The following is a 23305-nucleotide window of genomic DNA, read 5'->3' as shown; positions in this document are numbered from 1 at the left end:
GACGAGCCGCAACCGACCCGTGGGTGAGCGGGGCCCGACTTGTCGTCGGCCCGGGGGCGGAGCCGCGTCGGCCTGTGGCCGGGTCCCGGCCGACCGGCCCGGACCCGACCTGAGGCTGGTCCCGGCCGACCGGCCCCGATGCGACCTGGCGACCGGGCCCGGCCGACCGGCCCCCGGGCCCTGGCCGCCCCGCCATGAGTTCGGGCCGACCCAACTCCGACTCCGCCTCCGACTCAGTTGACGAGCGGCTACCGACTCGCCGTTGACCGGGCCGGAACCCAGCCGACCCGCGGTCCGGTCTCGGTCGATCCGCCCCGGAGCCGACCTGCGGCCGGCCCCCGGCCGACCGGCCACCGGTCCCAGGCGGCCCTGCCGCCGACCCGGGCCCGGCCTCGGCCGACCGTCCGCGCCCAGGTTCCGCCGACCGGCCCCCGAGCCCCGCCACCGACCCCCCAGCCGGGTCGGGGGCTGCTACCAGCCCCCGGCCGATCGGACGCGCCCAGGTGTCGGTCACCGCTCTTGCCCGGCCAAAGCCGGGTGCCCGCAGCTTCGGGTGGGTCGATCATGGGAGACTCGGCCACATGAACGGCAAGGCGACGACGACCCGGACACGGCTGGACAGGGGGCGCAGCGCGCTCGGACCCGCGTTGGAGCTCGTGCACACGGGGAGGGCGCCGACGCGGGCCGTGCTGACCGCCGAGCTCGGTGTCACACGGGCCACCGCCGGCGCCGTCGCCGCCGAGCTGGAGGCGCTCGGGCTCATCCGGGTCGACTCCAACCCCGGCGCCGCCGCCGGTTCCCAGGGCCGGCCCTCGCACCGGCTCGCCGTGCACGAGAAGGGCCCCGTCGCCCTCGCCGCCCAGGTCCACGCCGACGGCTTCCGCGCCGCGCTCGTCGGGCTCGGCGGCACCATCGAGGCCACCGCCCCCGGCTGCGTCACCGTCTCCGCCGACCCCGCCCAGGTCCTCGGCGAGGTCGTCGCCGCCGGGGCCGCACTGCTCCGGGCCAGCGGGCGCCGTTGCGTGGGCGCCGGGCTCGCCGCGCCCTCCGCCGTGGCCGAGCCCGAAGGCACCGCCCTCAACCCGCTCCACCTCGCCTGGCCCGCCGGCGCGCCCGTCCGCGAGATCTTCGCCGAGCAGGTGCGTGCGGCCGGCATCGAAGGTCCCGCCTTCACCGGCAACGACGTCAACCTCGCCGCTCTCGCCGAGCACCGCCACGGGGCCGGACGCGGCGCGAAGGACCTGCTGTGCGTCGCCACCGGCCACCGCGGCGTCGGCGGCGCGCTCGTGCTCGACGGGCGTCTGCACACCGGAAGTTCGGGACTCGCCCTCGAGGTCGGCCACCTCACCGTCAACCCGGAGGGGCGCCCCTGCCACTGCGGCTCCCGCGGCTGCCTCGACGTCGAGACCGACCCGCTCGCCTTCCTCACGGTCGCCGGCCGCGCGCCCGGCCCCGAGGTCTCCCTGCTCCAGCAGGCCCGTGACCTCCTCCGCGACCACGCGGACGACCCCGGAGTACGCGCCGCCACCGAGGAGTTGATCGACCGGCTCGGCCTCGGCCTGGCCGGACTCGTCAACATCCTCAACCCCGACCGGATCATTCTCGGCGGCCTCCACCGCGAGCTCCTGGACGCCGACCCGGGCCGGCTCCGCGCCGTGGTCGCCGACCGCAGCCTCTGGGGCCGCAGCGGCGGCGTACCGATCCTTCCCTGCACCCTCGACCACAACAGCCTCGTGGGTGCCGCCGAGCTCGCCTGGCAGCCGGTCCTCGACGACCCGCTTAATGCGTTGGGCGGGGTGCCCTCCGCCGACTAGGGTCCGGCCCCATGACCCAGAGCGACGCGGAGGCCAAGGCCCCGCCCCAGCCCGAGACCAAGGCCGAGCCCGAGACCAAGGCCGAGACCAAGGCCGAGACCGAGGCCAATCCAGGAGCCCGCGCCGGAGCCGGAGCCGGGACCGGAGCGGGAGTAGGAGCTGGAGCTGGAACCGGGACCGGCGCCGAAGCCGGAGCCGGGATCGGAGCCGAATCCGGCGTCACCGCCCCCGTCACCGCCGACTCTCCGCCTCGCCTCGGCGCCGGGCTCATCTTCCACGGTCCGCTCTCCGAGGCCCGGGCCGGCCGGATCGTCGCGCGGCTCGCCGCCGCCTCGCCCCGCACGGTGCTGGACGTCGGCTGCGGCTGGGGCGAGTTGCTGCTGCGCGTCCTCGACGCCGTACCCGGCGCCGACGGGCTCGGCATCGACATCAACGGCGAGGACCTCGCCCTCGGCCGCCGGCTCGCCGCCGCGCGCGGGCTCGCCGAGCGGGTCACGTACGTCGAGGAGTCCGGGTTCGGCACGAAACGCGGTCCGGCCGACCTCGTCCTGTGCCTCGGCTCCGGCCAGGCCCTCTGTCCCGACGACCCGTACGATCCCGCCGTCGTCCTGCGCGAACTGCGCCGCCTGGTACGGCCCGGTGGCCGGGTCCTGCTCGGCGAGGGCTTCTGGCAGCGCACGCCCACCGATGCCGAACTCGCCCGGATGTGGCCCGACGCCCACGTCGAAGAGCACCCCTCGCTCGACGGCCTCGTCGACCTCGCCTTGGAGGCGGGGTTCCGGACCGCCTGGATCGAGACCGCGAGCCAGGAGGAGTGGGAGGAGTTCGAGTCCGGCTACCGGCACGCCGCCGAACTCTGGCTCGCCGCCCACCCGGACCACCCCCTCGCCGCCGAGACCCGCGCCCGTGTCGACCGCCAGCGTTCCCAGTGGCTGGCCTACCGCTCGGTGCTCGGCATCGCCTACCTGACCCTGGTGCCGGTCGGCTGAAATTCCGGTGCGGGCCCCGGACCCACCCCCTAGGGTGGCGCGGTGACGACCCAGATGATCATCCTCAACGGCGGTTCGAGCTCGGGCAAGTCCGGCATGGTCCGCTGCCTGCAGGCCGTGCTCCCCGACCCGTGGCTCGCCTTCGGCGTCGACGACTTCGTCGACGCCCTGCCCGTGAAGATGCGGGACGCGGACGGCGGCATCGAGTTCGGGGAGGACGGCAGCGTGAACGTCGGCGCGGACTTCCGCGCCCTGGAGGCGGCCTGGGCGGAGGGCATCGCCGCGATGGCCCGGGCCGGCGCCAGGATCGTCGTCGACGACGTCTTCCTCGGCGCCGCCGCCTCCCAGGAGCGCTGGCGCAAGGTCCTCGACGGCGTCGACGTGCTGTGGGTCGGCGTGCGCTGCGACAGCGCGGTCGCCGCCGGCCGCGAGATCGCCCGCGGCGACCGTACCCCGGGCATGGCCGCCCAGCAGGCGGACCTGGTCCACGAAGGGGTCCTCTACGACGTGGAGGTCGACACCTCCCGCACGGAGTCCCTGGAGTGCGCCCGGGTCATTGCCGCCCACGTGCGCTGATCCGGCATCGTCGTCGACCTGATCGTCCCTCCCGGTCGCCCCTCCCCGCGGGCGGTCACCACAGCCGGCCCACGGGCAGACCCGCCCGGCCCGGCTGCGACAGGTGCAGCACCTGGAAGCGCTCAGCCACCCCGTTCGCCGCATCGGCCCCGTTCGCCGCGTCGGCCCCGCCCGCCCGGTCCGCCTCGTCCGCGCCGCCGTCCCCGGCCGTCCCGGGCGGTGCCTCCGGAGTCGCCCAGAGCGTGAAGGTGAGCAGCTCCCAGTGCCGCGGGTCCACGGCCAGCGCACTCGCCACCACCCCGTCGGCCGCCGCCTCGCGGGCGTGCCGTACCAGCGCCTCCGCGACCGCTTCGGCGGGCGGCGTGCCCTCGGCCAGGTGCTGCCGGCGGCGGGTCGCGGCGCGCGGCACCGCGGCGGTCGCCGGGCCCTCCTCGTGCGCGACGGGGGTCCAGTGCTGGACGACGGGGCGCCCGAAGTCGTTCACGATGCCCTGGAAGCCGGGGCCCCAGAGGAACGCGTTCATTCCGGCCGCCGTGTCCCACAGGTAGAACGGCGCGTACTGGTTGACCGGCGAGCCGTCCTCCCGCTCCCGCATCAGATACGCCTTCAGGCCCAGGCCGGGGAAGTCGTCCAGGAGATGCCCCCGAGTGGCGACGCGCTTGCGGATGATCTCCATGTCGTAGTCCGCGGGCAGCGTGATGTCGTACTGCATGGCGTGCATGAGCCGGGCTCCTCGTGGTCGTCGGGTCACCGTGGGACGGGCGGGGCTGGGTGGGGCTGGGTGGGATGGGATGGGGTGCCCGGGTAGGGCCTGCTCGCCGCTCGCCGCTCGCCGCTCGCCGCTCGCCGCTCGCCGCTCGCCGCTCGCCGCTCGCCGCTCGGGGCTCGGGGCGTAGCTTGTGGCTGGGGGGCGGGCTCGGGCGTCGTGGGCCTGGGGTTCGGGGGCCTGGGGTTTCAGGGGCCGGAGGCGTGCGGTTCGGCCGTCAGCGGGCGGTACGCGGGGTCAGCAGCGCGAGCAGGCCGCGTACGGCGGTGTCGAAGGCGGCGGGGGAGCCGGACGCGCGGGCCAGTACGTAGCCGCCCTGGACGGTCGCGACCACGGTCGACGCGACCTCCTCCGCGCGCAGCGGTCCGGGGAACTCCCCGCTGTCCAGGCCTTCCTGGACGATTCCGGCGAGCCGGCCGCGCAGCCAGTCGATCGTCTCGTCGACCGGCGCACGCAGCTCGTCGCTGGAGATGACCTCGGGGTCCATCGTCAGCCGGCCCAGGGGGCAGCCACGCAGCACCTCGCGCTCGCGCAGCAGATACGCCTCGATCCGCGCGTACGCCGAACCCTCCGTGCCGAGCACGCGCTCCGCGGCCGCCCGCAGCTCCGCCGCCGAGCGCCGGATCGCGGCGAGGGCGAGATCGGGCTTGCCGCTGAAGTGGTGGTACATGCTGCCCTGGCCCGCCCCGGCGGCCTGCTGGATCGCCTTGGGACTGGTGCCGACGTAGCCGCGCTCCCACAGGAGTTCGCGGGTGGCCTCGATCAGTCGCTCGGACGCGTTCGCGCTCATGCGGATCACTGTACATACCAGTAGGTACAGAGTCGAGGCGCAGCCGCCGACCCCGCTCCTACTCCCGCCGGCGTACGTGCGAAGCCGCTGGCCGTACGACGACGCGGAGGCCCCACCGGAGCGAGTCTCGAAGCATCGACCACCAGAGGAGCTGACCGACGATGAACACCCTCGCCCACGCGGGCCCCGGCCCGTGGATCCTCTTCTTCCCGCTCGTCTGGGCAGCTGTGATCATCACCGTGATCACCGTGCTGCGCGGCTTCGGCAGGCGCCGCCACCGCGGCCCGGGCGGCTTCGGCGGCTTCGGCGGGCCCGGCGGCCCCGGAGCGTCCCGCGTCGACGAGCGGTCGCCGATCGCACTGCTCGGCCACCGCTTCGCCGCGGGCGAGATCGACGAGGACGAGTACTGGCGCCGGCTGACCGTCCTGGAGGAGCAGTTCGGCCGTACGTCCGACGAGAAGGGCCGCCGCCGATGACCACCACCACCGAGCTCCGGGCCGCCGCGCGGGTCGTCGACGCGGTCAAGGTCTACGGACGTGGGGACACCGAGGTCCGGGCCCTGGACGGGGTGAGCGTCGACTTCCCGGCCGGCCGCTTCACCGCGATCATGGGCCCGTCGGGCTCGGGCAAGTCCACCCTCATGCACTGCGCCGCCGGACTCGACACCCTGACCTCCGGCTCCGCCCTCATCGGCGACACCGATCTGTCCGCGCTCGACGACCGGCGCCTGACCCTGCTGCGGCGCGAGCGCGTCGGATTCGTCTTCCAGGCCTTCAACCTGCTGCCGACGCTCACCGTCGCAGAGAACGTCACCCTGCCCCTCGACCTGGCGGGCGCCACCGCGGACCGGGTCTGGATCGACCGTCTCATCGACACGGTGGGGCTGCGCGACCGGCTCCACCACCGGCCGAGCCAGCTGTCCGGCGGCCAGCAGCAGAGGGTCGCCGTGGCCCGCGCCTTCGCGAGCCGCCCGGACGTCGTCTTCGCCGACGAACCCACCGGCAACCTGGACTCCCGCTCCGGCGAGGAGGTGCTCCGGCTGCTCGGCGACACGGTACGGCGGACCGGCCGGACGGTCGTCATGGTCACCCACGACCCGGTGGCCGCCGCCCACGCCGACGAGGTCGTCTTCCTCGCGGACGGGCGCCTGGTCGATCGGATCCAGGATCCGACATCCGATCTCGTCCTGGACCGGATGAAATCCCTCGACGGCGGGACCGACAGCGCGACCGACGGCACGGCCTCGGGCAGGATCGCCGGCGCGACCGACGGCAGGAACGACGGCACGGCCTCCCGCAGGACCGATTGCGGGACCGACCGCACGGCCTCCGGCATGACCAAGGGCAGGACAGACGGCACGGCCCTGGGCAAGACCGCCGACAGGCTCGGCACCACGAGAGCCGGCTCCGCGGCGGAGGAGCGGTGACATGACCACCATCCGTCTCGGCCTCGCCTCCCTGCGCGCCCATCGGCGCCGTTTCCTGGGCACCTTCGCCGCCGTCCTGCTCGGCGTCGCCTTCCTCACCGGCACCCTCGTCATGGGCGACACCCTGCGGGCCGGCTTCGACAGCCTCTTCGGCAACGCCAACAGCGGTACGGACGCGGTCGTGCGCAGCACGAGCGTCGTGACGGTCGCGGGGGAGGCCCAGGGCACCCGTAGCCCCGTCGACGCCACCCTCGCCGAGTACCTCGCCAAGGTCCCCGGGGTCGCGGCCGCCGTGCCCCGGATCGAGGGCGCGGGCCAGCTCGTCGGCGCCGACGGCAAGCCGATCGGCGGTCAGGGCCCGCCGACCCTCGCCGGCAATTGGATCCAGGATCCAGAACTCAATCCGTACGCTCTCGCCGAAGGCCGCGCTCCGCAGAAGAGCGGCGAGGTCGTCGTCAACAAGGGCGCCGCCAAGGCCGGCAAGCTCACCCTCGGTTCCACCACGGTGCTGCGCACTCCCGACCCCGTGCGCGTCACCGTCGTCGGCCTCGCCACCTTCGGTGGCGCGGACGGCATGGGCCAGGTCACCTACACCGGACTGACCCGCGCCGACGCCGAGAGGTACCTCACCCCGAAGGCCGGAGAAGCCGGCGCCATCCTCGTCAGGGCGGGCCCCGGCACCTCCCAGAACGAGCTCGTCGCCGCACTCGGCCCCGTCCTCCCCGAGGGCGTCGAGGCGATCACCGGACAGCAGGCCACCGACGAGAGCAACGAGATGATCTCCGGCCGCTTCCTCTCGCTCTTCACCACGTTCCTGCTGGTGTTCAGCGGGGTCGCCCTGCTCGTCTCCGTCTTCTCCATCCACAACACCTTCGCCATCGTCGTCGCCCAGCGCACCCGCGAGAACGCCCTGTTGCGCGCCCTCGGCGCCGCCCGCCGCCAGGTCGTCGCGATGACGCTCGCCGAGGCCGTCGTCGTGGCGGTCCTCGCCTCCGCGGCGGGCCTCCTCGGCGGCATCGGCATCGCGGCCGGACTCCAGGCGCTCTTCCCGGCCGTCGGCTTCCCCTTCCCCGACAGCGACCTGGTGATCAGCGGCACCTCCCTGGTGCTGCCCTTCGCCGTCGGCCTCGGCGTCTGCGTCGGCTCGGCCCTGCTCCCGGCCGTACGGGCCGGACGCACCGCCCCGCTCGCCGCCCTGCGCGAGACCGCCGTCGACGACTCGGCCGCCTCCCGCACCCGCTCGGCGGCCGGTGCCGGGCTCCTCGCCCTGGCCGTCGGCCTGGTATTCGCGGGCGTCCTGGGCACGCCGTCGCTGTGGCTCGCCGGCACCGGCGCGGTCCTCGCCCTCGCCGCGTTCGTCGTCCTGGGCCCGGTGGCGTCCTCGTACGCCGTACGGATCCTCGGCGGCCCGTTGCGCGGCACCAACCGCGATCTCGCCCGCCGCAACGCGCTGCGCAGCCCGCGCCGTACCGCCGCCACCGCCACCGCGCTCATGATCGGCGTCGCCGTCGTCTCCCTGTTCACCGTCTTCGGCGCCTCCCTCAAGGCGACCATGGACGACACGGTCTCCCGCTCCTTCGCGGGCGACGTGGCGGTCAGCGCCCCGTCGTTCGGCGCGGGGGGCAGCGGGCTCAGCCCGCGCCTCGCCCCCGCCGTCGCCGCGCTGCCCGAGGTGGACACCGCCGTCGGGCTCGGCAAGGGCGTCGCGGAGGTCGACGGCCGCGGCCGCGCCCTCACGGTCACCGACCCGGCCGCCCTCGCCCGCACCTTCGACCTCGGGTCCGTACGGGGCTCGCTCGCCGGGCTCGGCACGGACGGGATCGCGGTCGCGGACGACGAGGCCGAACGCTACGGGCTCACGCCGGGCCGTACGGCCGAACTGGCCTTCACCGACGGCACCCGGCGCACCTTCACCGTCCGCGCCGTCTACGAACGCGCCGACCTCGCCGGCGACTACGTGCTGACCCGAGAGGCCTGGGCCCCGCACCGTACCCAGGACGCCGACCGGCTCGTCGCCGTCACCTTCAAGGACGGCGTGCGCGCCGACGCGGGCAAGGCGGCCGTCGCGGGCGTCGCCGCGCGGTACGGCGATCCGGAGGTGCAGACCCGTGACGAGTACGCCGAGTCCTCGGCGGCCGGAATCGACATGATGCTGACCCTGGTCTACGCGCTGCTCGCCCTCGCGGTGCTGATCGCCCTGCTCGGCATCGCCAACACGCTGACCCTCGCCGTCCACGAGCGCACCCGGGAGCTGGGTCTGCTGCGCGCGGTCGGCCAGACACGCCCCCAACTGCGGGCCATGGTCCGCTGGGAGTCCGTACTGGTCGCCGCCTTCGGCACCACCGGCGGACTGCTCCTCGGCGGCTTCCTCGGCTGGGTCCTGGTGCGCGCCTCCGACGGCGCCTCGGACAGCGCGTTCAGCTTCGCCCTGCCTCCGGTCCAGCTGGCGACCGTCGCCCTGATCGGCCTGGCCGCCGGCGCGATCGCCGCGTGGCGCCCGGCCCGCCGGGCGGCCCGCCTGGACGTCCTGCGCGCCATCGCGACGGAGTGAGGCCAGACCCTGACGGCGACTGCCGGGTCGAGGGCGCTCCGCATCGGATCCAGGATCCTGGAGATCGGATCCAGGACCCTGGAATCGGATCGACGATCTGGAGATCGCGTCTACGATCTTGGAGATCGGATCCACGAGCCTGGAGATCGGATCCAGGATCCGATGCGGTCAGCCCGCCAGCGAGTCGACCAGGCTCGTCCCGCCCGGACGGCCCGCTCCCACGAGGGGGCCGTCCGTCGTGGCGCCGTAGACGGCGAGGGAGTGGGGGACGACGGCGACAGGGGAGGGCGGCGCCTGGAGGGTGAACCAGACGACCTTCCCCGCGTCGCCCTGCGGGCGGACGCCCCAGCTCTCGCTCATCGCCTCGATGATGGCCAGGCCCCGGCCGGATGTGGCGAACTCGGCGTCCGGGTCGTCCGGTTCGGCGATATCCGGTATCCGCGGGTCGTTGTCGCGGACGGACACGGTGAGGCGGTCCAGCAGGAGCTCGACCTCGACGGTGCACATCTTGTCGGGCTGGGCGTGCCGGTGAACATTGGTCAGAAGCTCGGTGACACCGAGCGTGGCATGGTCGATCAAAGCGTCGAGCTGCCAGTGGCGCAGATGCGCCGAAACGATTCTGCGGACCTGACCGATCCGCGACGGCAGGGCCTGGAGCTCCACCGTGCAGTACCTGCTGGGCTCGCTGATCACGGCTGCGACTCCCCGAAGTAGGTCAATAAGACGGAGATTCGGATCTGTCATGCGGTGTAGCAGGACGGTGGCTGGTTCGCAGCGTCACCGCCGGTAAACCCTCGGTGAGGTGGTTCCAGCGTGAACCAGTGGTGACGGGGGTGCAACTCGCGGCGACGCGCCCCAGGTCAGCGGCGTGTCGAGGCCCGGTCAGGCGGCTCCCGCCGGACCTCCGGTCGAGCATCGGATCAGTCCGTCGGCCCAGGCCTCTGCCCGCGCCCTTTGCCTAGGCTGCCCGCGCCCTTTCCCCAGGCCTTCTGCCCGCGCTCAGCCCAGGCCTCCGCCGCGCCCCTAGCCCAGGCCTCCGCCCGCGCCCCTAGCCCAGGTCTTCTGCTCAGGCCCTGCTCAGGGCCTCTGCTCAGGCCCCCCGTTCAGGCCTTCGTGGCCTTCTTCAGCGCTTCCAGCAGCCGCCCCGAGCCCGAGATGCGGTAGCGCGTGCCGTTCACCGTCGCCACCGCCTCGTCCGACTTCGCGAACCACGGCCGGCCCGCCCGCACCTTGCCCAGCGGCGCGCTGTCGATCTCGCTGCCGTAACTGGTCAGCAGGGACAGCCGCCCGTCCTCGATGCGTACCTCGCCGGCGCGGGTCAGCGACCGGGGCCAGCGGTCGATCCGTACCCCGGTGGCCGTGAACTCGGGCTCCGACATGGTGCTCCGCCCCCTTCGCGCAGACTGCCTGTTCCCCAGTGTGCCGGGCTCCGGCCCCCGACACCAGAACGGCGCCGGACGCGCGCCGGAGCCCGCTCCGAAGGGGCCCTCCGAGCGGTGCAGGAAAGCCCCCTTCACACCTCTTTCCACGCCGTCTGCAAGGCACTCCTATGGACCCTCAAAGGGAACGTTTGCCCAGGTGAGAGCGGTATTGTCGAGGAGTGGGCAACCCCGTGGGCGACCCCCCTGGGCAGCACGAGAAGAGGCACGCACGCATGACCAGCACCGCAAGCCCGATGGCTACCGTCGACGTCGACCGCAGCGACGCCGAGTACCGCTCCTGGCTGAAGGAAGCCGTCCGTAAGGTCCACGCCGACGCCAACCGCTCGGCCGACACCCATCTGCTGCGCTTCCCGCTGCCCGAGAGCTGGGGCATCGACCTCTACCTCAAGGACGAGTCCACCCACCCCACCGGCAGCCTCAAGCACCGGCTCGCCCGCTCGCTGTTCCTGTACGGCCTGTGCAACGGCTGGATCCGGCCCGGCGCGCCCGTCATCGAGGCCTCCAGCGGTTCGACCGCCGTCTCCGAGGCGTACTTCGCCAAGCTGATCGGCGTCCCCTTCATCGCCGTCATGCCCCGCACCACCAGCCCCGAGAAGTGCCGGCTGATCCAGTTCCACGGCGGTCAGTGCCACTTCGTGGACGACTCGCGCACCATGTACGAGGAGGCCGCCGCGCTCGCCGTGCGCACCGGCGGCCACTACATGGACCAGTTCACGTACGCCGAGCGCGCCACCGACTGGCGGGGCAACAACAACATCGCGGAGTCGATGTACCAGCAGCTGAAGCTGGAGCGCTACCCCGAGCCCGCCTGGATCGTCGCCACGGCCGGCACCGGCGGCACCTCGGCCACCATCGCCCGCTACGTGCACTACATGCAGCACGACACCCGCGTCTGCGTCGCCGACCCCGAGAACTCCTGTTTCTTCGACGGCTGGACCCACCACGACCCGGACGCCACCAGCGACTGCGGCTCCCGCATCGAGGGCATCGGGCGGCCCCGGATGGAGCCCAGCTTCGTCCCCGGCGCCATCGACCGCATGATGAAGGTGCCCGACGCCGCGAGCATGGCCGCCGTCCGCGCCCTGGAGACCGCGATCGGGCGCAAGGCGGGCGGTTCCACCGGCACCGGCCTGTGGAGCGCGCTGAAGATCGTCGCCGAGATGGTCGCCGAGCGCCGCACCGGCAGCGTCGTCACCCTGATCTGCGACGGCGGCGAGCGCTACCTCGACAAGTACTACTCCGACGAGTGGCTGGCCTCGCAGGGCCTCGACATCGCGCCGTACGCGGCGACTATCGACCGGTTCCTGGCGACGGGAGCCTGGCCGGAGTGAGCCGCCGGTCCAGGTTGCGCATCGCGTCCCGGAAGGACCGGCCGACGCCGGGCCGGGCCAGCCGCATCGCGAGCCGGCAGGCGCCGTTCCCGTCGAGCGCCATGGTCCAGCGGACCCGCGTGCCGGCTCCGGCGGGGGAGAGCGCCCACTCCTCCAGGAGGGCGGACAGGCCGGGCGCGTTGGTCTCGTCGACCCGGTAGGCGTAGCGGGTCGACGGGACGGTCGCCAGGATCGTCTCGCGGAACCGGACCCCGCCCCGCAGGCGTATCGTCCGCCCGGCGCCGCCGTCGATCGGCGCCGCGGCCGCGACGGCCGTGAACCACGCGGGCGTACTCGCCAGTTCGACCGCGAGCGACCGGTAGACGGCCGGAGGCGGGGCGGCCAGTTCGGTGCTGAACACGAGGCGCAGGGGCGCGGACTCGGTGAAGTCGAGCTCCACCGGCCGGAGTCGGCGTGCCATGGGCCGTTCCTCCCGTCGGGCGGATCGTGGGCGCGTCCACCGTAACTGACAACCCATCAGTTACGCAGCAGTCCGTCCAGCGCCCGGCCGAACACCAGCCGCCCCGCCGCCGACAGCACGGGGTCGAGCGCGGCCGGGACCCCCCACAGCCGCAGTTCCTCCGTCCACCGCACACGGCTCCCCGCGCCCTCGCCGAGCACCTCGAACACTGCCCAGCCGCGCACCGCGCGGCCGTGCTTCACGAGCCGGCACACACCCGGCCGATCCGGCCCCGGCGGCTCGAAACGCACCACTTCCATGGGGTCGTCGAACGTGAGGCGGCCCAGGCCCGTCCGCGCCGTGAACCGGGTGCCCACGCCGTTCGGACCCGGCGTCAGCACCGTCGTGCGGGTGAACGGCACACGCTCGCCGTGCGCCGGCCAGTCCGTCAGCCGACGCCACACCTCCGCTGGCGGCAGTGCCACGGCCCGCTCCAGCCGGAACCTGCTCACGCCGGCTCCTCCGCGTCGCCTTCCGGTCCCTCCTCGCCCGACACCACGAGCCCCGGCAGATGCTCCGCCATCTCCTCGCGCACCCGCGGCGACAACCCCCGGTCCGTCACCAGCGTGTCCACCTCGTCCAGCGTCGCGAACGAACTGAGGCCCACGGTGCCCCACTTGGTGTGGTCCGCGACCACCACCACCCGGCGCGCCGAGCGCACCAGCCGCCGGTTGGTCTCCGCCTCCGCCAGGTTCGGCGTCGACAGACCCGCCTCCACCGAGATGCCGTGCACCCCGAGGAACAGCGCGTCGAAGTGCAGCGACCGGATCGCCTGGTCGGCCACCGGGCCCACCAGGGCGTCCGACGGCGTCCGTACCCCGCCCGTGAGCACCACCGTCGCCGCCCCCGGCCGGGCCTCGCCGCCGGAACCCGCGTACTGCGCCTCGTAGAACACGTCCGCGACCCGGACCGAGTTCGTCACCACCGTCAGATCCGGCACGTCGAGCAGGTGCCGTGCCAGCGCGTACGTCGTCGTGCCGCCCGACAGGGCGATCGCCGTCCCCGGCCGCACCATCGCCGCCGCCGCCCGCGCGATCTCCTCCTTGGCGCCCAGCTCCAGCGCCGACTTCGCCTCGAAGCCCGGCTCGTGCGTGCTCGCCTCCACCACCGGCACCGCCCCGCCGTGCACCTTCGCCACCATGCCCTGCCGGGCCAGCGTGTCCAGGTCCCGGCGCACGGTCATGTCGGAGACGTTGAGACGCCGGGTCAGCTCGTTGACCCGGACACCTCCACGCCGGCGCACCTCGTCGAGAATCAGGGCGCGCCGCTGCTCCGCGAGGAGGTTCTGATTGTCACTCACCGCCGGGGCCGGTCCTTTCGAAGGAGACATGAAACGGGGTAAAGGCGTAAAGAGGCGTCGGATTCGGTGAGGACCCTGCCATGGGGCACGGCCGTCCGCGATCCTGGTGCCCGCCGTCGCATCCTCCCACCCCAGATCCTCCCACTCAGAGAGCGAGCCCCCGAAGTGTCCCCTGCCACACCCGATCCGACGACCGGGGGTGCGGCGCTCGAACTGCTCGTCCACGGCGTGGGCGGAGCCACCGCGGCCGACATGCTCGACGACCCGCGCACGGTGCGGGTCACGGGCGACAGGACGGCCGCGATGCACCGCCGCCGGGACGACGTCGACGCCGAGGAGCACCCCGAGCGGTACGCCGACGGCCCCGTCCCGGAGGCCTACTGCTGGTCCAACCTGACCTCCGGCAACGGCGCCCGCGCCCTGTGGCTGCTGCTCCTGCCGTTCATGGTCGCCAACCTCGCCCACTGGATGCGCCCGCCCACCGAGGGCCGCGCCGGACTCGTGCGGCTCTACGGCGTCCTCGTCCGGCTCGTCGCGCTCACCCTCACCGTCCTGCTCACCGCCGCCGCCTGCGAGGTCGCCCTCGACCTGACGGCCTGGCAGTGCGCGGGCTCCGGCCCCTGCGCCGGGCAGCGCTCCTGGCTCGGCTTCCTCTCCGCCGAGCGCGGCGGCTGGTGGTCCCAGCCCGGCCGCCGCCTCACCCTCGCCGCCCTCGTCCCCACCGCCCTCGTCGGACTGCTCTGGTACCTGTCCAACCGCACTTGGAGCGCCTACGAGGCCCAGCGCCCGCCCACCGGCTACGACACCGAGCCCACGGACCCCCGGGGACCCGAGTCCGACACGGAGGCCGCCGACGCCACCAGCCCCACCGGGGCCACCCCCGTCGAACAGCGCCCCGCGCTCGGCCGGCCCGGCTTCTGGTACGGGCGCCGGCTCGTCGCCCGGCTGCGCGCCGCCCACACCGCCGCCGGCTTCCTCACCGTCACCGCTGTGCTCACCGTGGCCACCGCCGGACACGACCACACCGCCCCCGGCTCGCCGGGCGAAGTCCTGGGCCTGCTCCTCCAGGGCGCCGCGGCGGTCCTCGCCGTCCTCGTGCTGTGGGTGGTCTGCCGCCGCGGCCGCAGCGAGCGGCGGCTCGACCTGCGCGTCGAACGCGCGCTCGTTTCCTGGCTGCCCGCGTCCGCCCTGCTGCTGCTCGCCCTCACCGCCGTGCACACCGCCTGGTCCCGCCCCGGCTGGCGCTCCACCGGCACCCTGCCCGGTGACGCCGTCTTCGGCAGCCTCACCGTCGCCCAGGGCGCGCTCGTCGTGGCCCTCGGGGTGGTCGCCCTGCTCCTCCACCGCCCCCGCCGCGACCCGCGCACCGCCCTCCACGGGCTCGGCGGACCCGCCACCGCCATGCTGGCCTGCGCCCTCGGCGGCGTCATGTCCGGCGGCGTCGCGCAGCGGGTCGCCGACTGGCTCGACGGATCCGGCACCCCCGGCACCGGCGACGGCCTCATCACCGGACCGCCCGTCCTGCTCAGCTGGCAGGCCTCCGTCATCCCGGTGCTGCTCCTGCTGCTCCTCGTACCGACCGCGCTGCTCGTCGCCCGCACCGTGCTCACCGGCCGCCGCCTCCGCCCGGCCGTCGACGCCGCCTACGGCGCCGAGGACCCCGACCGGCTGCGCACCGACCAGATCGCGGCCGGCCGGGCCCGCGCCGGACTCACCGACTCCGCGCCCGTCCTCGTCGGCGTCGTCTCCGGGGCCACCCTCCTCCTCGGCGCTGCCTCCGTCGCGGGTGCCTGGGCCAGCGGCAACGTGCCCGGGCGCGCCTTCGACGGCGCCCATCCCGCGATCGCCTCCGCCGCCACCGCCGCCCAGGCCCTCGGCTCCTGGATGATCGGCTTCGGCTTCCTGCTCTTCGTCACCTGGGGCCGCCGCGCCTACAAGGACCCGTCCGCACGCCGCACCATCGGCATCCTGTGGGACGTCGGCACCTTCTGGCCGCGCGCCGCCCACCCCTTCGCCCCGCCCTGCTACGCCGAACGGGCCGTCCCCGACCTCACCTGGCGGATGAGCTCCTGGACCCGGCAGACCGGCGGGCGGCTCGTCATCTCCGGCCACTCCCAGGGCAGCGTCCTCGCCGCCGCCGCGGTCTGGCAGCTGCCGCCCGCCACCCGCGGCCGGGTCGCGCTGCTCACCTACGGCTCGCCGCTCGAACGCCTCTACGGGCGCTGGTTCCCCGCCTACTTCGGCCCCGAGTCACTGCGCGGACTGCACCGCACCGTGCACTGCTGGAGCAACCTCTACCGGGCCACCGACCCCATCGGCGGCCCCGTCCGGCTCCCCGCCGAGGGCGACCGGCCGGCCGTCGACCGGCCCGAGCTCCTCGACCCCGTCGCGTACGGGCGCACCCGCGCCCACCCGCTGCCCGAACCGATCCTGGGGCACTCCGACTACCAGGCCGACCCGGCCTTCGCCGCCGCCCGCGCCGCACTGCTCGACCGGCTGCCGCCCCCGCTGCCCCGCCAGCGCGACAACGACGCCGTCCCTCAGGGGAGTTCGGGCAGATCCTCCGGATAGAGCAGGGACAGGTCGTCCGTGCTCGGCTCCGCGAGCGCGGCGACCCGCCCCGCGTGCCGCTCCACCATCGACTCGAAGGTCTGGCGCGCCGTACGCCCGTTGCCGAAGGTCGGGCCCTTCGGCAACGCCGTGAAGTACTTGAGCAGGGCCTCGCCGCTGCCGGAGGCCAGCCGGTACTCGTGCTCCTCCGCCTGCTGCTCCACGATCCGCAGCAGCTCCTCCGGCACGTAGTCAGAGAAGGAGATGGTCCGTGAGAAGCGGGACGCCACACCGGGGTTGACGGTCAGGAAGCGATCCATCTCCGCCGTGTACCCGGCGACGATCACCACGACCGCGTCCCGGTGGTCCTCCATCAGCTTCACCAGCGTGTCGATCGCCTCGCGGCCGAAGTCCCGCCCCGAGTCCTCCGGGGACAGCGCGTACGCCTCGTCCACGAACAGGACACCGCCACGGGCCCGCTCGAAGGCCTCCTGGGTACGGATCGCCGTCGAGCCGATGTGCTCCCCGACCAGGTCGACCCGGGACACCTCCACCAGATGACCGCGTTCCAGGACACCCAGGGACGCCAGGATCTCGCCGTACAGCCGCGCCACCGTCGTCTTGCCGGTGCCCGGGTTGCCGGTGAACACGAGATGGCGGCGCGCGGACACCACCTTGAGGCCCGCCTCCTGACGCCGGCGGCCCACCTCGATCATGTTGGTGAGGGTCTTCACCTCGTGCTTGACGCTCTCCAGGCCCACCAGCGCGTCGAGTTCGCCGAGCACCTCGTGCGAGGAGCGCGCCGCCACCGGCTCCGGCGCGGCCGGCGGCGCCACGGCGGGGGCGCGGGGCGCGGGCACCGTGCCGAGCAGTCCGCCCGGCTGCGTCGCGGTCAGCACGCTGCCCGGCTCGGGCGCCGGGCGGGAACGCACCTGGCTCTCGTCACTGGTGCAGTCCTCGGCGACCGGCCCCTCCTCGGGGAACTCGTAGCCGCCGCGGGCGCACCGCTCCGTACGGCACTTGCGCAGCGTCGTACGGCAGCCGTCCATGACGTGGAAGCCGTAGCCGCCGCTGCCCGTCACCCGGCAGCCGTGGAAGGAGCCGCGGCCCTCCGCGGACACGTAGAACCCGGCCTCCGCGGGCGAGGTGACCGTGCACCGCTCGATCGTCGGATCGGCGCCCTTGGTGACGATCACCCCCGTCTGCACGGCGTCGATGGTGCACCCGCCGAGCGTGCCGCCGCTGCCGTGGTCCCGGAACCAGGCACCCGTCGACGCCTCCCGGATCCGGCAGTCGTCCAGCTGCGCGGTGGCTCCGTCGCTGACCGACACGGCCGTGTTGCGCACCTGCGACAGGTCGCTGTCGACGACGTCCGCCCGTGAACCGCGGTCCAGCACGAACAGCGCGTCGGGCACGTCGTGCACCCGGCACGAGTCGAGCACGGCGGTCGCCCCGTCGCTCACCCAGACGGCCGGGTAGTCGCCCGTGCTGTCGTGGATCTCGCACTGGTTGGCGTCCACGCGGGTCCCCGGGTCCCACACCGACAGGCCGTTGCGCCCGAAGCGCCGCACCGCCGAACGGGTCAGCGTCAGGACCGACCGGGACCGCAGGTCGACCGCGTTCTCCGGGATGTCGTGGATGTCGCAGTCGGAGAGCGTCAGCACCGCGTCCGTGTCGAGCGTGACGCCGTCGGTGGAGGTCCGGTGCACGGTCGAGTCGCTCAGGTGCGCGGTGGCCCGGGCCGCGATCTGCAGACCCGTGCCCTTGATCTCGTACACCTCGCAGCCGATGCCCTCGAGGCCGCTGCCCTCGCCGTTGACGCTGATCCCGGCGCCCGAGGCGTGGTGCACCCGGCACCGTTCGAGCCGTGGGTGGGCGCCGCCCCGCACCGAGACCCCCGCCTGCCCGGCCGAGACGATCTCGCAGTCCTCGAACACCCCGCCGGCACCGTCGAGTACGGCGATGCCGACGCCTGCCGGATTGTCGACCGTCGCCCGGCGGACGGTCGGCCGCGCCGCGCCCCGCACCTCGATGCCGGCGGCCGAGCGGGTCACGATCCGCAGGTCGAACAGCTCGGGCGTGCCGTCCTCGACGAGCAGCGCGGGCGCGGCCGCGTCCTGCCCCTCGATGTGCAGGTCCTGCAGCGTGGCCGAGGCCCGTACGGTCAGCGGCACGCCGTCCACGGGCGCGATGCGCACCGAGCCGACGGCCCCGTCGCCGCCGCGCAGCGTGACCGCCCGCTGGACCACGAGGTTCTCCCGGTACGTGCCGGGGGCCACGGTGAGGACGTCACCGTCGCCCGCGGCCTCCAGGGCGGCGGCGAGAGAGGCGTACTCGCCCGTGCGGCGCCGCCACCGCGATGTGCCGGTGTGCGTCACCTGGACCGTGCCCTGTGCCATGGGTGTGCTCTGCCCCCGCCTCGTGCGTCGACGCCGAACCTGATCCGAATGCCCCACCGTAGCGCGCGCGGCGCCGCCGGGTTGACGGGTCGCCCCCGTCCTCCGTCACGGCGTCAGCTGCCCGTCCCCGTACGCCCCCAGTCGGGACCGACCTGGGCCCAGGCGCGGTCGAGACGTGCGTACCGCCGCTGTACCAGCCGGTGTACGACCGTCCGCCGGGCGGTCTCGATCAGGAGGGCGACGAGCAGCGCGACGGTGAGCCCGGCGATCAGGGCGTGCGCCCGGGCGGTCCCGGCGGCCATCGGCGGCGTCACGGCCCGGCCGGTCCGGTCGGTGTACAGCGGGAACATGTCACCGGGGCGCGCGTGCTCCCGGCTGGTGGTCACGGTGCCGGTCCTGCGACTGCCGTCCGGGGCGGTCCAGTCGGCCACGACGGCAGGTCTCAGCCGCTGCTCCCCGGCCAGCTCCGCGCTCCGCTCCCCGGCCGGGTCGGCGCTCCGCACCACCCGGGCGACCGTCGGGACGCGCTCCCGCTGCTGCGCGCGGACGGACTGCTGCAGCGAGGCGTTCGCGGAGGCACCGGCGGCCCAGCCGGCCAGCGGCACGGCCAGGCAGAGCAGGACGGCGGCCGTCAGCGCGACCCAGGCCTCGACCAGGTCCGTGGTCCGGCGCAGGGGATTGTGTCGCCAGCGCCAGAGTCCGGCAACTGCACGCACGCTCCGCACCCCCTCGTCTCGTCGACGGCCCGGGACGGGCCCCTCGGCGGTTACCGCTCTTCCAACGAGTGTCCCCCGGGGGTGGGTTCCGCGCCTGTCGGGAGAAATTCCGGCCGGCTCGGGGGAGAGGTGCGGGCGCGCCGGTGCCGCGGGCGTCAGTCGAGGATCTTGACCGGGTCGCCGACCCGGATGATCCCCCGGTGCTCGGGCACCAGGTTCTGGCCGAAGACCAGGCTGCTGCCGACCTTCCGGTGCCGGGCCAGGGTGCGCAGGGGCTCCTTGCCCCGCTCCGCCGTCCCCTGGTCGGTGGTCGTGACCACACAGCGGCCGCAGGACCTGGCGACGCGGAAGACGACGTCGCCGATGGAGAGCCGCCGCCAGCCGTCCTCCGCCCAGGGCGCGGTGCCGTCGACGACCACGTTGGGCCGGAAACGGTTCATGGGCAGGGGGGCCTCGTCGGGGTGATCGCCCTGGGCGATGAGGGAGTTGAGGGCGTCGAGCGAGGAGGTGGTGGTGACGAGCAGCGGATAGCCGTCGGCGAAGCTCACGGTCTCGCCGGGCAGCGCGTACTCGGGGTCGATGGGACGCCGGTGGGCCGGGTCGTCCATGTGCGTGAAGCGGACGTCGCTGTCGAGATAGGCGCTGAACCACGCGTCCGCCGCGGGATCCGCCGGAACCGCCTCCACGACGGTGCCGAAGACGTCCACCGGGATCGTGCCGTGCGCGGCGGACGGGCGCGGCACCTCCACCGTCAGCGGTGCCCGGCCGGGCGCGGACAGCGTGATCGCGCCGTTCTCCGCCGGAGCGGCGGACGCCAACGCCAGCCGTGCGTGCTGGCGTTGGGTCACGACCTTGCCCGCGGTGTCCACGACGGCCCAGCGGCGGTCACCGGCCAGTCCCCATGGCTGGACCTCCGCTTCGACGGGTGAGAACCCGCGCAGTGCTTTGACCGGGTGGACATGGACGGATTGCAAGACAGGAATTGGCATGCCCTCATCCTGCCAGTCGCCCCGCCCGATCCGTAGATCAGTATCCGCGGCCCTGGTAGGGGCGGTTGTACGGGTCGTCGTACGCCGCGGGCGCCGGGGCCGGCCGTGCGGCCGCCGGGCGCATCGCCTCGTACCCGGTGGCCACCGGGCGCGGCTGCTGCGGAGCCTGCGGTCCCGGATAGCCGCGCGGGGCGGCGGGCTGCTGCGGGATGTACGGCGTCGGCGCCTGCTGCAGCGGCACGGGGGCCATCAGCTGAGTCGCCGGGGCCATGTGCGCGGCCGGGGCCATCTGCGGGGCGGGCTGCGGATAGCCGTAGCCGCCGTGGCCGCCGTAGGAGGGGGCGGGCTGGGGGGTGGGCGCCGCCGGGAGGGCGGGCAGGGCCGCGGGCAGCGCCGGCAGGTAGCTGCTGCTTCCGGAGAAGCCGCTGCCGGAGTCGTACGCGGAGGGCACTCGGATCGGGGCGATCTGAGGCGTGCCCCGCTCTGCGACGAGGGAGTCGTAGATAGGGGTGTCGGGGAACGACGGCGCGGTGTAGTAACCGCCTCCGTAGGTGGAGCGCGGGGAGGTCATGGCCATAAGTTAAGCCCACGATGTGCTGGTTGGGGAGCCCCCATCTTCGGGTCATCCGATTTACGCTGTTTTTGTCGGCCTGACCTGCTAAAACATTGTTAAAGGCTGCGTTAACGGAGAGGGCTTTTCACTGCCGGCCGCAGGGGTCGAGGGGAAACGGCGGACGGGCAACCCGGGTGACGTCATCCGGGTTGCCCAGGGCGGATGGTTTTCGATCTTGAACCGTCGAAACTCAGGATTATCGCTGTATTACCGACCGTAACAGCGGTGTGTCCGACGCCTTCGAGGGGCGTGCGCGCGGGCACGGCCCATGACGAGGACGCGTTTCGTCGACTTCACCGGGGTGTACCGCGGGATTGCTCCGATCGCCGCCGCAGCGGCTGTGCGGAACGGCGAATCCGATCGGCGTCGGCCTCGAGCCGGGAGTTCCTGCGGCTGTAGAGCAGGTACACCGTCACCGACACGGCGAGCCATCCGCCGAACAACACATAGGTGTCGGTAGGCAGTTCGTACATCAGCCAGACGCAGGCCAGGATCGAGAGCACAGGGATCACCGGATGGCCGGGCACCCGGAAGCGGCGTTCCAGGTCGGGGGCGGTGCGGCGGAGGATCAGCACGCCGAGCGAGACCACGGCGAAGGCCGCCAGCGTGCCCATGCTGGTGAGGTCGGTGAGGTCGTTGAGGTACTGGCCCCAGCTCACCGCGATCGCGGCACCGGAGACCGCGTACTCCAGCAGCAGGCACCAGCCCACGGCCCAGGCGGCGAACTCGCCCAGCGTGGCGTACGCGTAGGAGTACGAGGAGCCTGACACCGGTACGGCCGAGGCCAGTTCGGCGTAGCAGAGGGCGGTCAGGGCCGCCGCGGCCGCCGCGACGGCCAGGGAGACGATCACGGCCGGGCCGGCTTCCGGAACGGCCGCGCCCAGCAGGAAGAAGATGCCGGTGCCGATGGTGGCACCGATGCCGATCATCGTGAGCTGGAACGCGCCGACGGTGCGGCGCAGTCCGCCGCCGGTGGTCGAGTCCGGCTCGAAGGACTCCAAGGGCTTTCGTCTGACCAGCTGCTGACGCAGGGTCGGCCGTGCTGACATCGGACTCTCCAGAGGTGAGGGGACGCGGGGGGAGGTCAGGGCTCGGGCGGGCCGAGGGCATGGCGGCCCCGACGCGGCGCGGGGACGGGGCCGCCGGGGCTCAGGGCAGGTCGCGGCGCAGCAGGTCCGCGTAGGTCTCCCGGCGCACGACGGCCCGTGCCTCGCCGTCCCGGCAGAAGACGACGGGCGGGCGCAGCGCGCCGTTGTAGTTGTTGCTCAGCGAGTAGCAGTACGCGCCGGTGGCGGGGACGGCGATCAGGTCGCCGGGGCGCGGGTCGCGCAGGGGCACACCGGCGCTGAGTGTGTCGCCGGACTCGCAGTGGCGGCCGACGAGTTGGCAGGGATCTCCGCCACCCACCCGAGTGGCGACGGTCGCCTCGAACCGCTGACCGTACAGGGCGACTTCGAGGTTGTCGCCCATGCCGCCGTCCACGGCGACGAAGGTCGGGTCGCCGTGCTTGACGGTCGTGGCACGGTAGAGGCTCACTCCGGTCTCGGCCACCATGGAACGTCCCGGCTCGATGATGATCTGCGCCTCGGCCGGCAGCACCCTCCGGGCCGCCGCCGTCAGCGTGTCCAGGTACTCCTCGATGCCGGGCGGCCGGTCCTGGTAGGTGTAGCGGGCGCCCAGCCCGCCGCCGAGGTCGTAGACGGCGAAGGCGCCGAGGTCCGCGACCGCCTCCACCGCCCGGGCGAACGGCTCGGTGTCGAGGATCTGCGAGCCGATGTGGACGTGCACTCCGTCAAGCCGCAGGGTGCTGCTCGCCCGGAGACGGGCGATGGCCTGCCTGGCCTGGGACAGACCGAGGCCGAACTTCGATCCCTCCTGGCCGGTGGCGACCGCGGCGTGGGTGTCGGGGCGGATCCCGGGAGTGACCCGTACGAGCACGGCCTGCTGGGCGCCGGCAGGCACGATCCGCTCCAGGCGGTCGATGTCGTCGAAGTTGTCCACGACGATCAGACCCGCTCCCGCGTCCACGGCCAGCCGGAGTTCGGCCTCCGTCTTGGCGTTGCCGTGCACCACCAGGGAGGCCGGGTCCACCCCGCCGGCCAGGGCCAGGGTCAGCTCGCCGCCGCCCGCGACGTCGATGCTGAGCCCCTCCTCGGCCAGCAGCCGGTAAACGGCGGTACAGGGGAAGGCCTTGGAGGCGAACGCCACCCGCGAGGCGGGCCACCGGGCGGCGAGTCCGTCCACGTACCGGCGGGCACGGGCGCGCAGGGCCGTCTCGTCGACGAGCAGCGCGGGGGTTCCGTAGACGTCCGCGAGCTCGGTCACCCGACAGCCGCCGATCACGAGCGTGCCGTCCCGGTCGAGCGCGGTGCCTGGGGGAAAGAGTCCGAGCAGCGCCTCTTGCGAGGGCGGGGCGGTGGGTGCGACCGGGGTGGTCATGGTTCCTCCGAGGGGTCCGAGGTGGTGGGGGCCGGCCGCCGTGCGGTGCGGTGCGGTTCCGGACGGAAGCGGTGCCACTGCTGGGGATGCGGCGCGGTCCCGACCGGACGCGGCG

General features: G+C 73.9%; 20 protein-coding genes and 1 pseudogene. 8 read left to right on the top strand and 13 right to left on the bottom strand.

Features of this window, described 5'->3' with window-relative positions:
* The first annotated feature begins 581 nt into the window (after positions 1-581).
* The 3 genes from ACIGXE_RS13160 to cpt all read left to right on the top strand — a co-directional run bounded on the left by ACIGXE_RS13160 (position 582) and on the right by cpt (position 3379).
* Positions 582-1814, top strand: coding sequence for an ROK family protein (locus ACIGXE_RS13160; protein WP_399746551.1), 1233 nt, complete (start codon positions 582-584; stop codon positions 1812-1814).
* Positions 1815-2014: 200 nt separating this feature from the next.
* Positions 2015-2803: an SAM-dependent methyltransferase gene (locus ACIGXE_RS13155; RefSeq protein WP_399747125.1), complete on the top strand. Its 789-nt coding sequence runs from the start codon at positions 2015-2017 to the stop codon at positions 2801-2803.
* 54 nt (positions 2804-2857) lie between these two features.
* Positions 2858-3379 (top strand): chloramphenicol phosphotransferase CPT, encoded by a 522-nt coding sequence (cpt, locus tag ACIGXE_RS13150; RefSeq protein ID WP_399747123.1) that lies wholly within the window; start codon positions 2858-2860, stop codon positions 3377-3379.
* Between the two features lie 55 nt (positions 3380-3434).
* On the opposite strand, the gene ACIGXE_RS13145 is transcribed toward cpt, so the two are convergent.
* Positions 3435-4100, bottom strand: a complete 666-nt coding sequence (locus tag ACIGXE_RS13145) for a DUF4865 family protein (RefSeq protein WP_399746549.1) — start codon at positions 4098-4100, stop codon at positions 3435-3437.
* A gap of 262 nt (positions 4101-4362) precedes the next feature.
* On the bottom strand, positions 4363-4935 hold the full coding sequence (locus ACIGXE_RS13140; RefSeq protein WP_399746547.1) for a TetR/AcrR family transcriptional regulator: 573 nt from the start codon (positions 4933-4935) through the stop codon (positions 4363-4365).
* A 161-nt stretch (positions 4936-5096) separates the two neighbouring features.
* Between ACIGXE_RS13140 and ACIGXE_RS13135 the strand changes: the two genes are divergently transcribed.
* The 3 genes and pseudogenes from ACIGXE_RS13135 (at position 5097) to ACIGXE_RS13125 (ending at position 8912) form a co-directional block, all read left to right on the top strand.
* A complete protein-coding gene (locus ACIGXE_RS13135; protein WP_399746545.1) occupies positions 5097-5411 on the top strand; it encodes an SHOCT domain-containing protein in 315 nt (104 codons plus the stop codon).
* Positions 5408-6145: pseudogene (locus ACIGXE_RS13130) on the top strand (ABC transporter ATP-binding protein); the annotation flags it as partial. The gene ACIGXE_RS13135 and the pseudogene ACIGXE_RS13130, both read left to right, overlap by 4 nt.
* Positions 6146-6362: 217 nt before the next feature.
* Entirely contained in the window at positions 6363-8912 is a 2550-nt protein-coding gene (locus tag ACIGXE_RS13125; protein ID WP_399746543.1) for an FtsX-like permease family protein, read from the top strand.
* 168 nt (positions 8913-9080) lie between these two features.
* Here the strand turns inward: ACIGXE_RS13125 and ACIGXE_RS13120 are convergent, their stop codons facing one another.
* Positions 9081-9605: an ATP-binding protein gene (locus ACIGXE_RS13120; RefSeq protein ID WP_399746541.1), complete on the bottom strand. Its 525-nt coding sequence runs from the start codon at positions 9603-9605 to the stop codon at positions 9081-9083.
* Positions 9606-10015: 410 nt separating this feature from the next.
* Positions 10016-10291 (bottom strand): hypothetical protein, encoded by a 276-nt coding sequence (locus ACIGXE_RS13115; RefSeq protein ID WP_399746539.1) that lies wholly within the window; start codon positions 10289-10291, stop codon positions 10016-10018.
* Between the two features lie 275 nt (positions 10292-10566).
* Here ACIGXE_RS13115 and ACIGXE_RS13110 point away from each other — a divergent pair, with 275 nt between their 5' ends.
* Complete coding sequence (locus tag ACIGXE_RS13110; RefSeq protein WP_399746537.1) at positions 10567-11685, top strand: PLP-dependent cysteine synthase family protein; 1119 nt, start codon at positions 10567-10569, stop codon at positions 11683-11685.
* On the opposite strand, the gene ACIGXE_RS13105 is transcribed toward ACIGXE_RS13110, so the two are convergent.
* The 3 genes from ACIGXE_RS13105 to ACIGXE_RS13095 are packed head-to-tail and all read right to left on the bottom strand — an operon-like array spanning position 11645 to position 13484.
* Positions 11645-12145, bottom strand: coding sequence for an SRPBCC family protein (locus tag ACIGXE_RS13105; protein WP_399746535.1), 501 nt, complete (start codon positions 12143-12145; stop codon positions 11645-11647). The two genes, ACIGXE_RS13110 and ACIGXE_RS13105, sit on opposite strands and share 41 nt — an antisense overlap.
* Before the next feature lie 56 nt (positions 12146-12201).
* Positions 12202-12636: an SRPBCC family protein gene (locus ACIGXE_RS13100; protein WP_399746533.1), complete on the bottom strand. Its 435-nt coding sequence runs from the start codon at positions 12634-12636 to the stop codon at positions 12202-12204.
* Positions 12633-13484: a DeoR/GlpR family DNA-binding transcription regulator gene (locus ACIGXE_RS13095; protein WP_399746532.1), complete on the bottom strand. Its 852-nt coding sequence runs from the start codon at positions 13482-13484 to the stop codon at positions 12633-12635. The genes ACIGXE_RS13100 and ACIGXE_RS13095 overlap by 4 nt, the downstream gene beginning before the upstream one ends.
* Before the next feature lie 165 nt (positions 13485-13649).
* Between ACIGXE_RS13095 and ACIGXE_RS13090 the strand changes: the two genes are divergently transcribed.
* The gene (locus tag ACIGXE_RS13090) at positions 13650-16055 is read left to right on the top strand and encodes a hypothetical protein (protein ID WP_399746530.1); all 2406 of its coding nucleotides are present in this window, start codon (positions 13650-13652) and stop codon (positions 16053-16055) included.
* Here the strand turns inward: ACIGXE_RS13090 and ACIGXE_RS13085 are convergent.
* The 6 genes from ACIGXE_RS13085 to lysA all read right to left on the bottom strand — a co-directional run bounded on the left by ACIGXE_RS13085 (position 16025) and on the right by lysA (position 23190).
* A complete protein-coding gene (locus ACIGXE_RS13085) occupies positions 16025-18433 on the bottom strand; it encodes a right-handed parallel beta-helix repeat-containing protein (RefSeq protein WP_399746528.1) in 2409 nt (802 codons plus the stop codon). The two genes, ACIGXE_RS13090 and ACIGXE_RS13085, sit on opposite strands and share 31 nt — an antisense overlap.
* 113 nt (positions 18434-18546) lie before the next feature.
* Complete coding sequence (locus tag ACIGXE_RS13080; RefSeq protein ID WP_399746526.1) at positions 18547-19149, bottom strand: hypothetical protein; 603 nt, start codon at positions 19147-19149, stop codon at positions 18547-18549.
* A 155-nt stretch (positions 19150-19304) separates the two neighbouring features.
* The gene (locus ACIGXE_RS13075; protein WP_399746524.1) at positions 19305-20138 is read right to left on the bottom strand and encodes an MOSC domain-containing protein; all 834 of its coding nucleotides are present in this window, start codon (positions 20136-20138) and stop codon (positions 19305-19307) included.
* Between the two features lie 37 nt (positions 20139-20175).
* Positions 20176-20709: a DUF6643 family protein gene (locus tag ACIGXE_RS13070; RefSeq protein WP_399746522.1), complete on the bottom strand. Its 534-nt coding sequence runs from the start codon at positions 20707-20709 to the stop codon at positions 20176-20178.
* A gap of 335 nt (positions 20710-21044) precedes the next feature.
* Positions 21045-21800 (bottom strand): APC family permease, encoded by a 756-nt coding sequence (locus tag ACIGXE_RS13065; RefSeq protein WP_399746520.1) that lies wholly within the window; start codon positions 21798-21800, stop codon positions 21045-21047.
* 100 nt (positions 21801-21900) lie between these two features.
* The gene (gene lysA, locus ACIGXE_RS13060) at positions 21901-23190 is read right to left on the bottom strand and encodes a diaminopimelate decarboxylase (protein ID WP_399746518.1); all 1290 of its coding nucleotides are present in this window, start codon (positions 23188-23190) and stop codon (positions 21901-21903) included.
* Positions 23191-23305: the final 115 nt, after the last annotated feature.

The organism is Streptomyces sp. NPDC053431, assembly GCF_044544925.1.
Taxonomy (GTDB): domain Bacteria; phylum Actinomycetota; class Actinomycetes; order Streptomycetales; family Streptomycetaceae; genus Streptomyces.
Note: the sequence above shows the minus strand (reverse complement) of the source record. Positions and strands in the feature narration are given on the sequence as shown.

What these genes read in the sequence shown, in the direction of transcription:
- ACIGXE_RS13160 (WP_399746551.1), top strand. Translation starts at nt 582, where the DNA reads ATGAACGGCAAGGCGACGACGACCCGGACACGGCTGGACAGGGGGCGC.
- cpt (WP_399747123.1), top strand. Translation starts at nt 2,858, where the DNA reads ATGATCATCCTCAACGGCGGTTCGAGCTCGGGCAAGTCCGGCATGGTC.
- ACIGXE_RS13145 (WP_399746549.1), bottom strand. Translation starts at nt 4,100, where the DNA reads ATGCACGCCATGCAGTACGACATCACGCTGCCCGCGGACTACGACATG.
- ACIGXE_RS13140 (WP_399746547.1), bottom strand. Translation starts at nt 4,935, where the DNA reads ATGAGCGCGAACGCGTCCGAGCGACTGATCGAGGCCACCCGCGAACTC.
- ACIGXE_RS13135 (WP_399746545.1), top strand. Translation starts at nt 5,097, where the DNA reads ATGAACACCCTCGCCCACGCGGGCCCCGGCCCGTGGATCCTCTTCTTC.
- ACIGXE_RS13125 (WP_399746543.1), top strand. Translation starts at nt 6,363, where the DNA reads ATGACCACCATCCGTCTCGGCCTCGCCTCCCTGCGCGCCCATCGGCGC.
- ACIGXE_RS13115 (WP_399746539.1), bottom strand. Translation starts at nt 10,291, where the DNA reads ATGTCGGAGCCCGAGTTCACGGCCACCGGGGTACGGATCGACCGCTGG.
- ACIGXE_RS13110 (WP_399746537.1), top strand. Translation starts at nt 10,567, where the DNA reads ATGACCAGCACCGCAAGCCCGATGGCTACCGTCGACGTCGACCGCAGC.
- ACIGXE_RS13105 (WP_399746535.1), bottom strand. Translation starts at nt 12,145, where the DNA reads ATGGCACGCCGACTCCGGCCGGTGGAGCTCGACTTCACCGAGTCCGCG.
- ACIGXE_RS13085 (WP_399746528.1), bottom strand. Translation starts at nt 18,433, where the DNA reads ATGGCACAGGGCACGGTCCAGGTGACGCACACCGGCACATCGCGGTGG.
- ACIGXE_RS13075 (WP_399746524.1), bottom strand. Translation starts at nt 20,138, where the DNA reads ATGCCAATTCCTGTCTTGCAATCCGTCCATGTCCACCCGGTCAAAGCA.
- ACIGXE_RS13070 (WP_399746522.1), bottom strand. Translation starts at nt 20,709, where the DNA reads ATGACCTCCCCGCGCTCCACCTACGGAGGCGGTTACTACACCGCGCCG.
- ACIGXE_RS13065 (WP_399746520.1), bottom strand. Translation starts at nt 21,800, where the DNA reads ATGTCAGCACGGCCGACCCTGCGTCAGCAGCTGGTCAGACGAAAGCCC.
- lysA (WP_399746518.1), bottom strand. Translation starts at nt 23,190, where the DNA reads ATGACCACCCCGGTCGCACCCACCGCCCCGCCCTCGCAAGAGGCGCTG.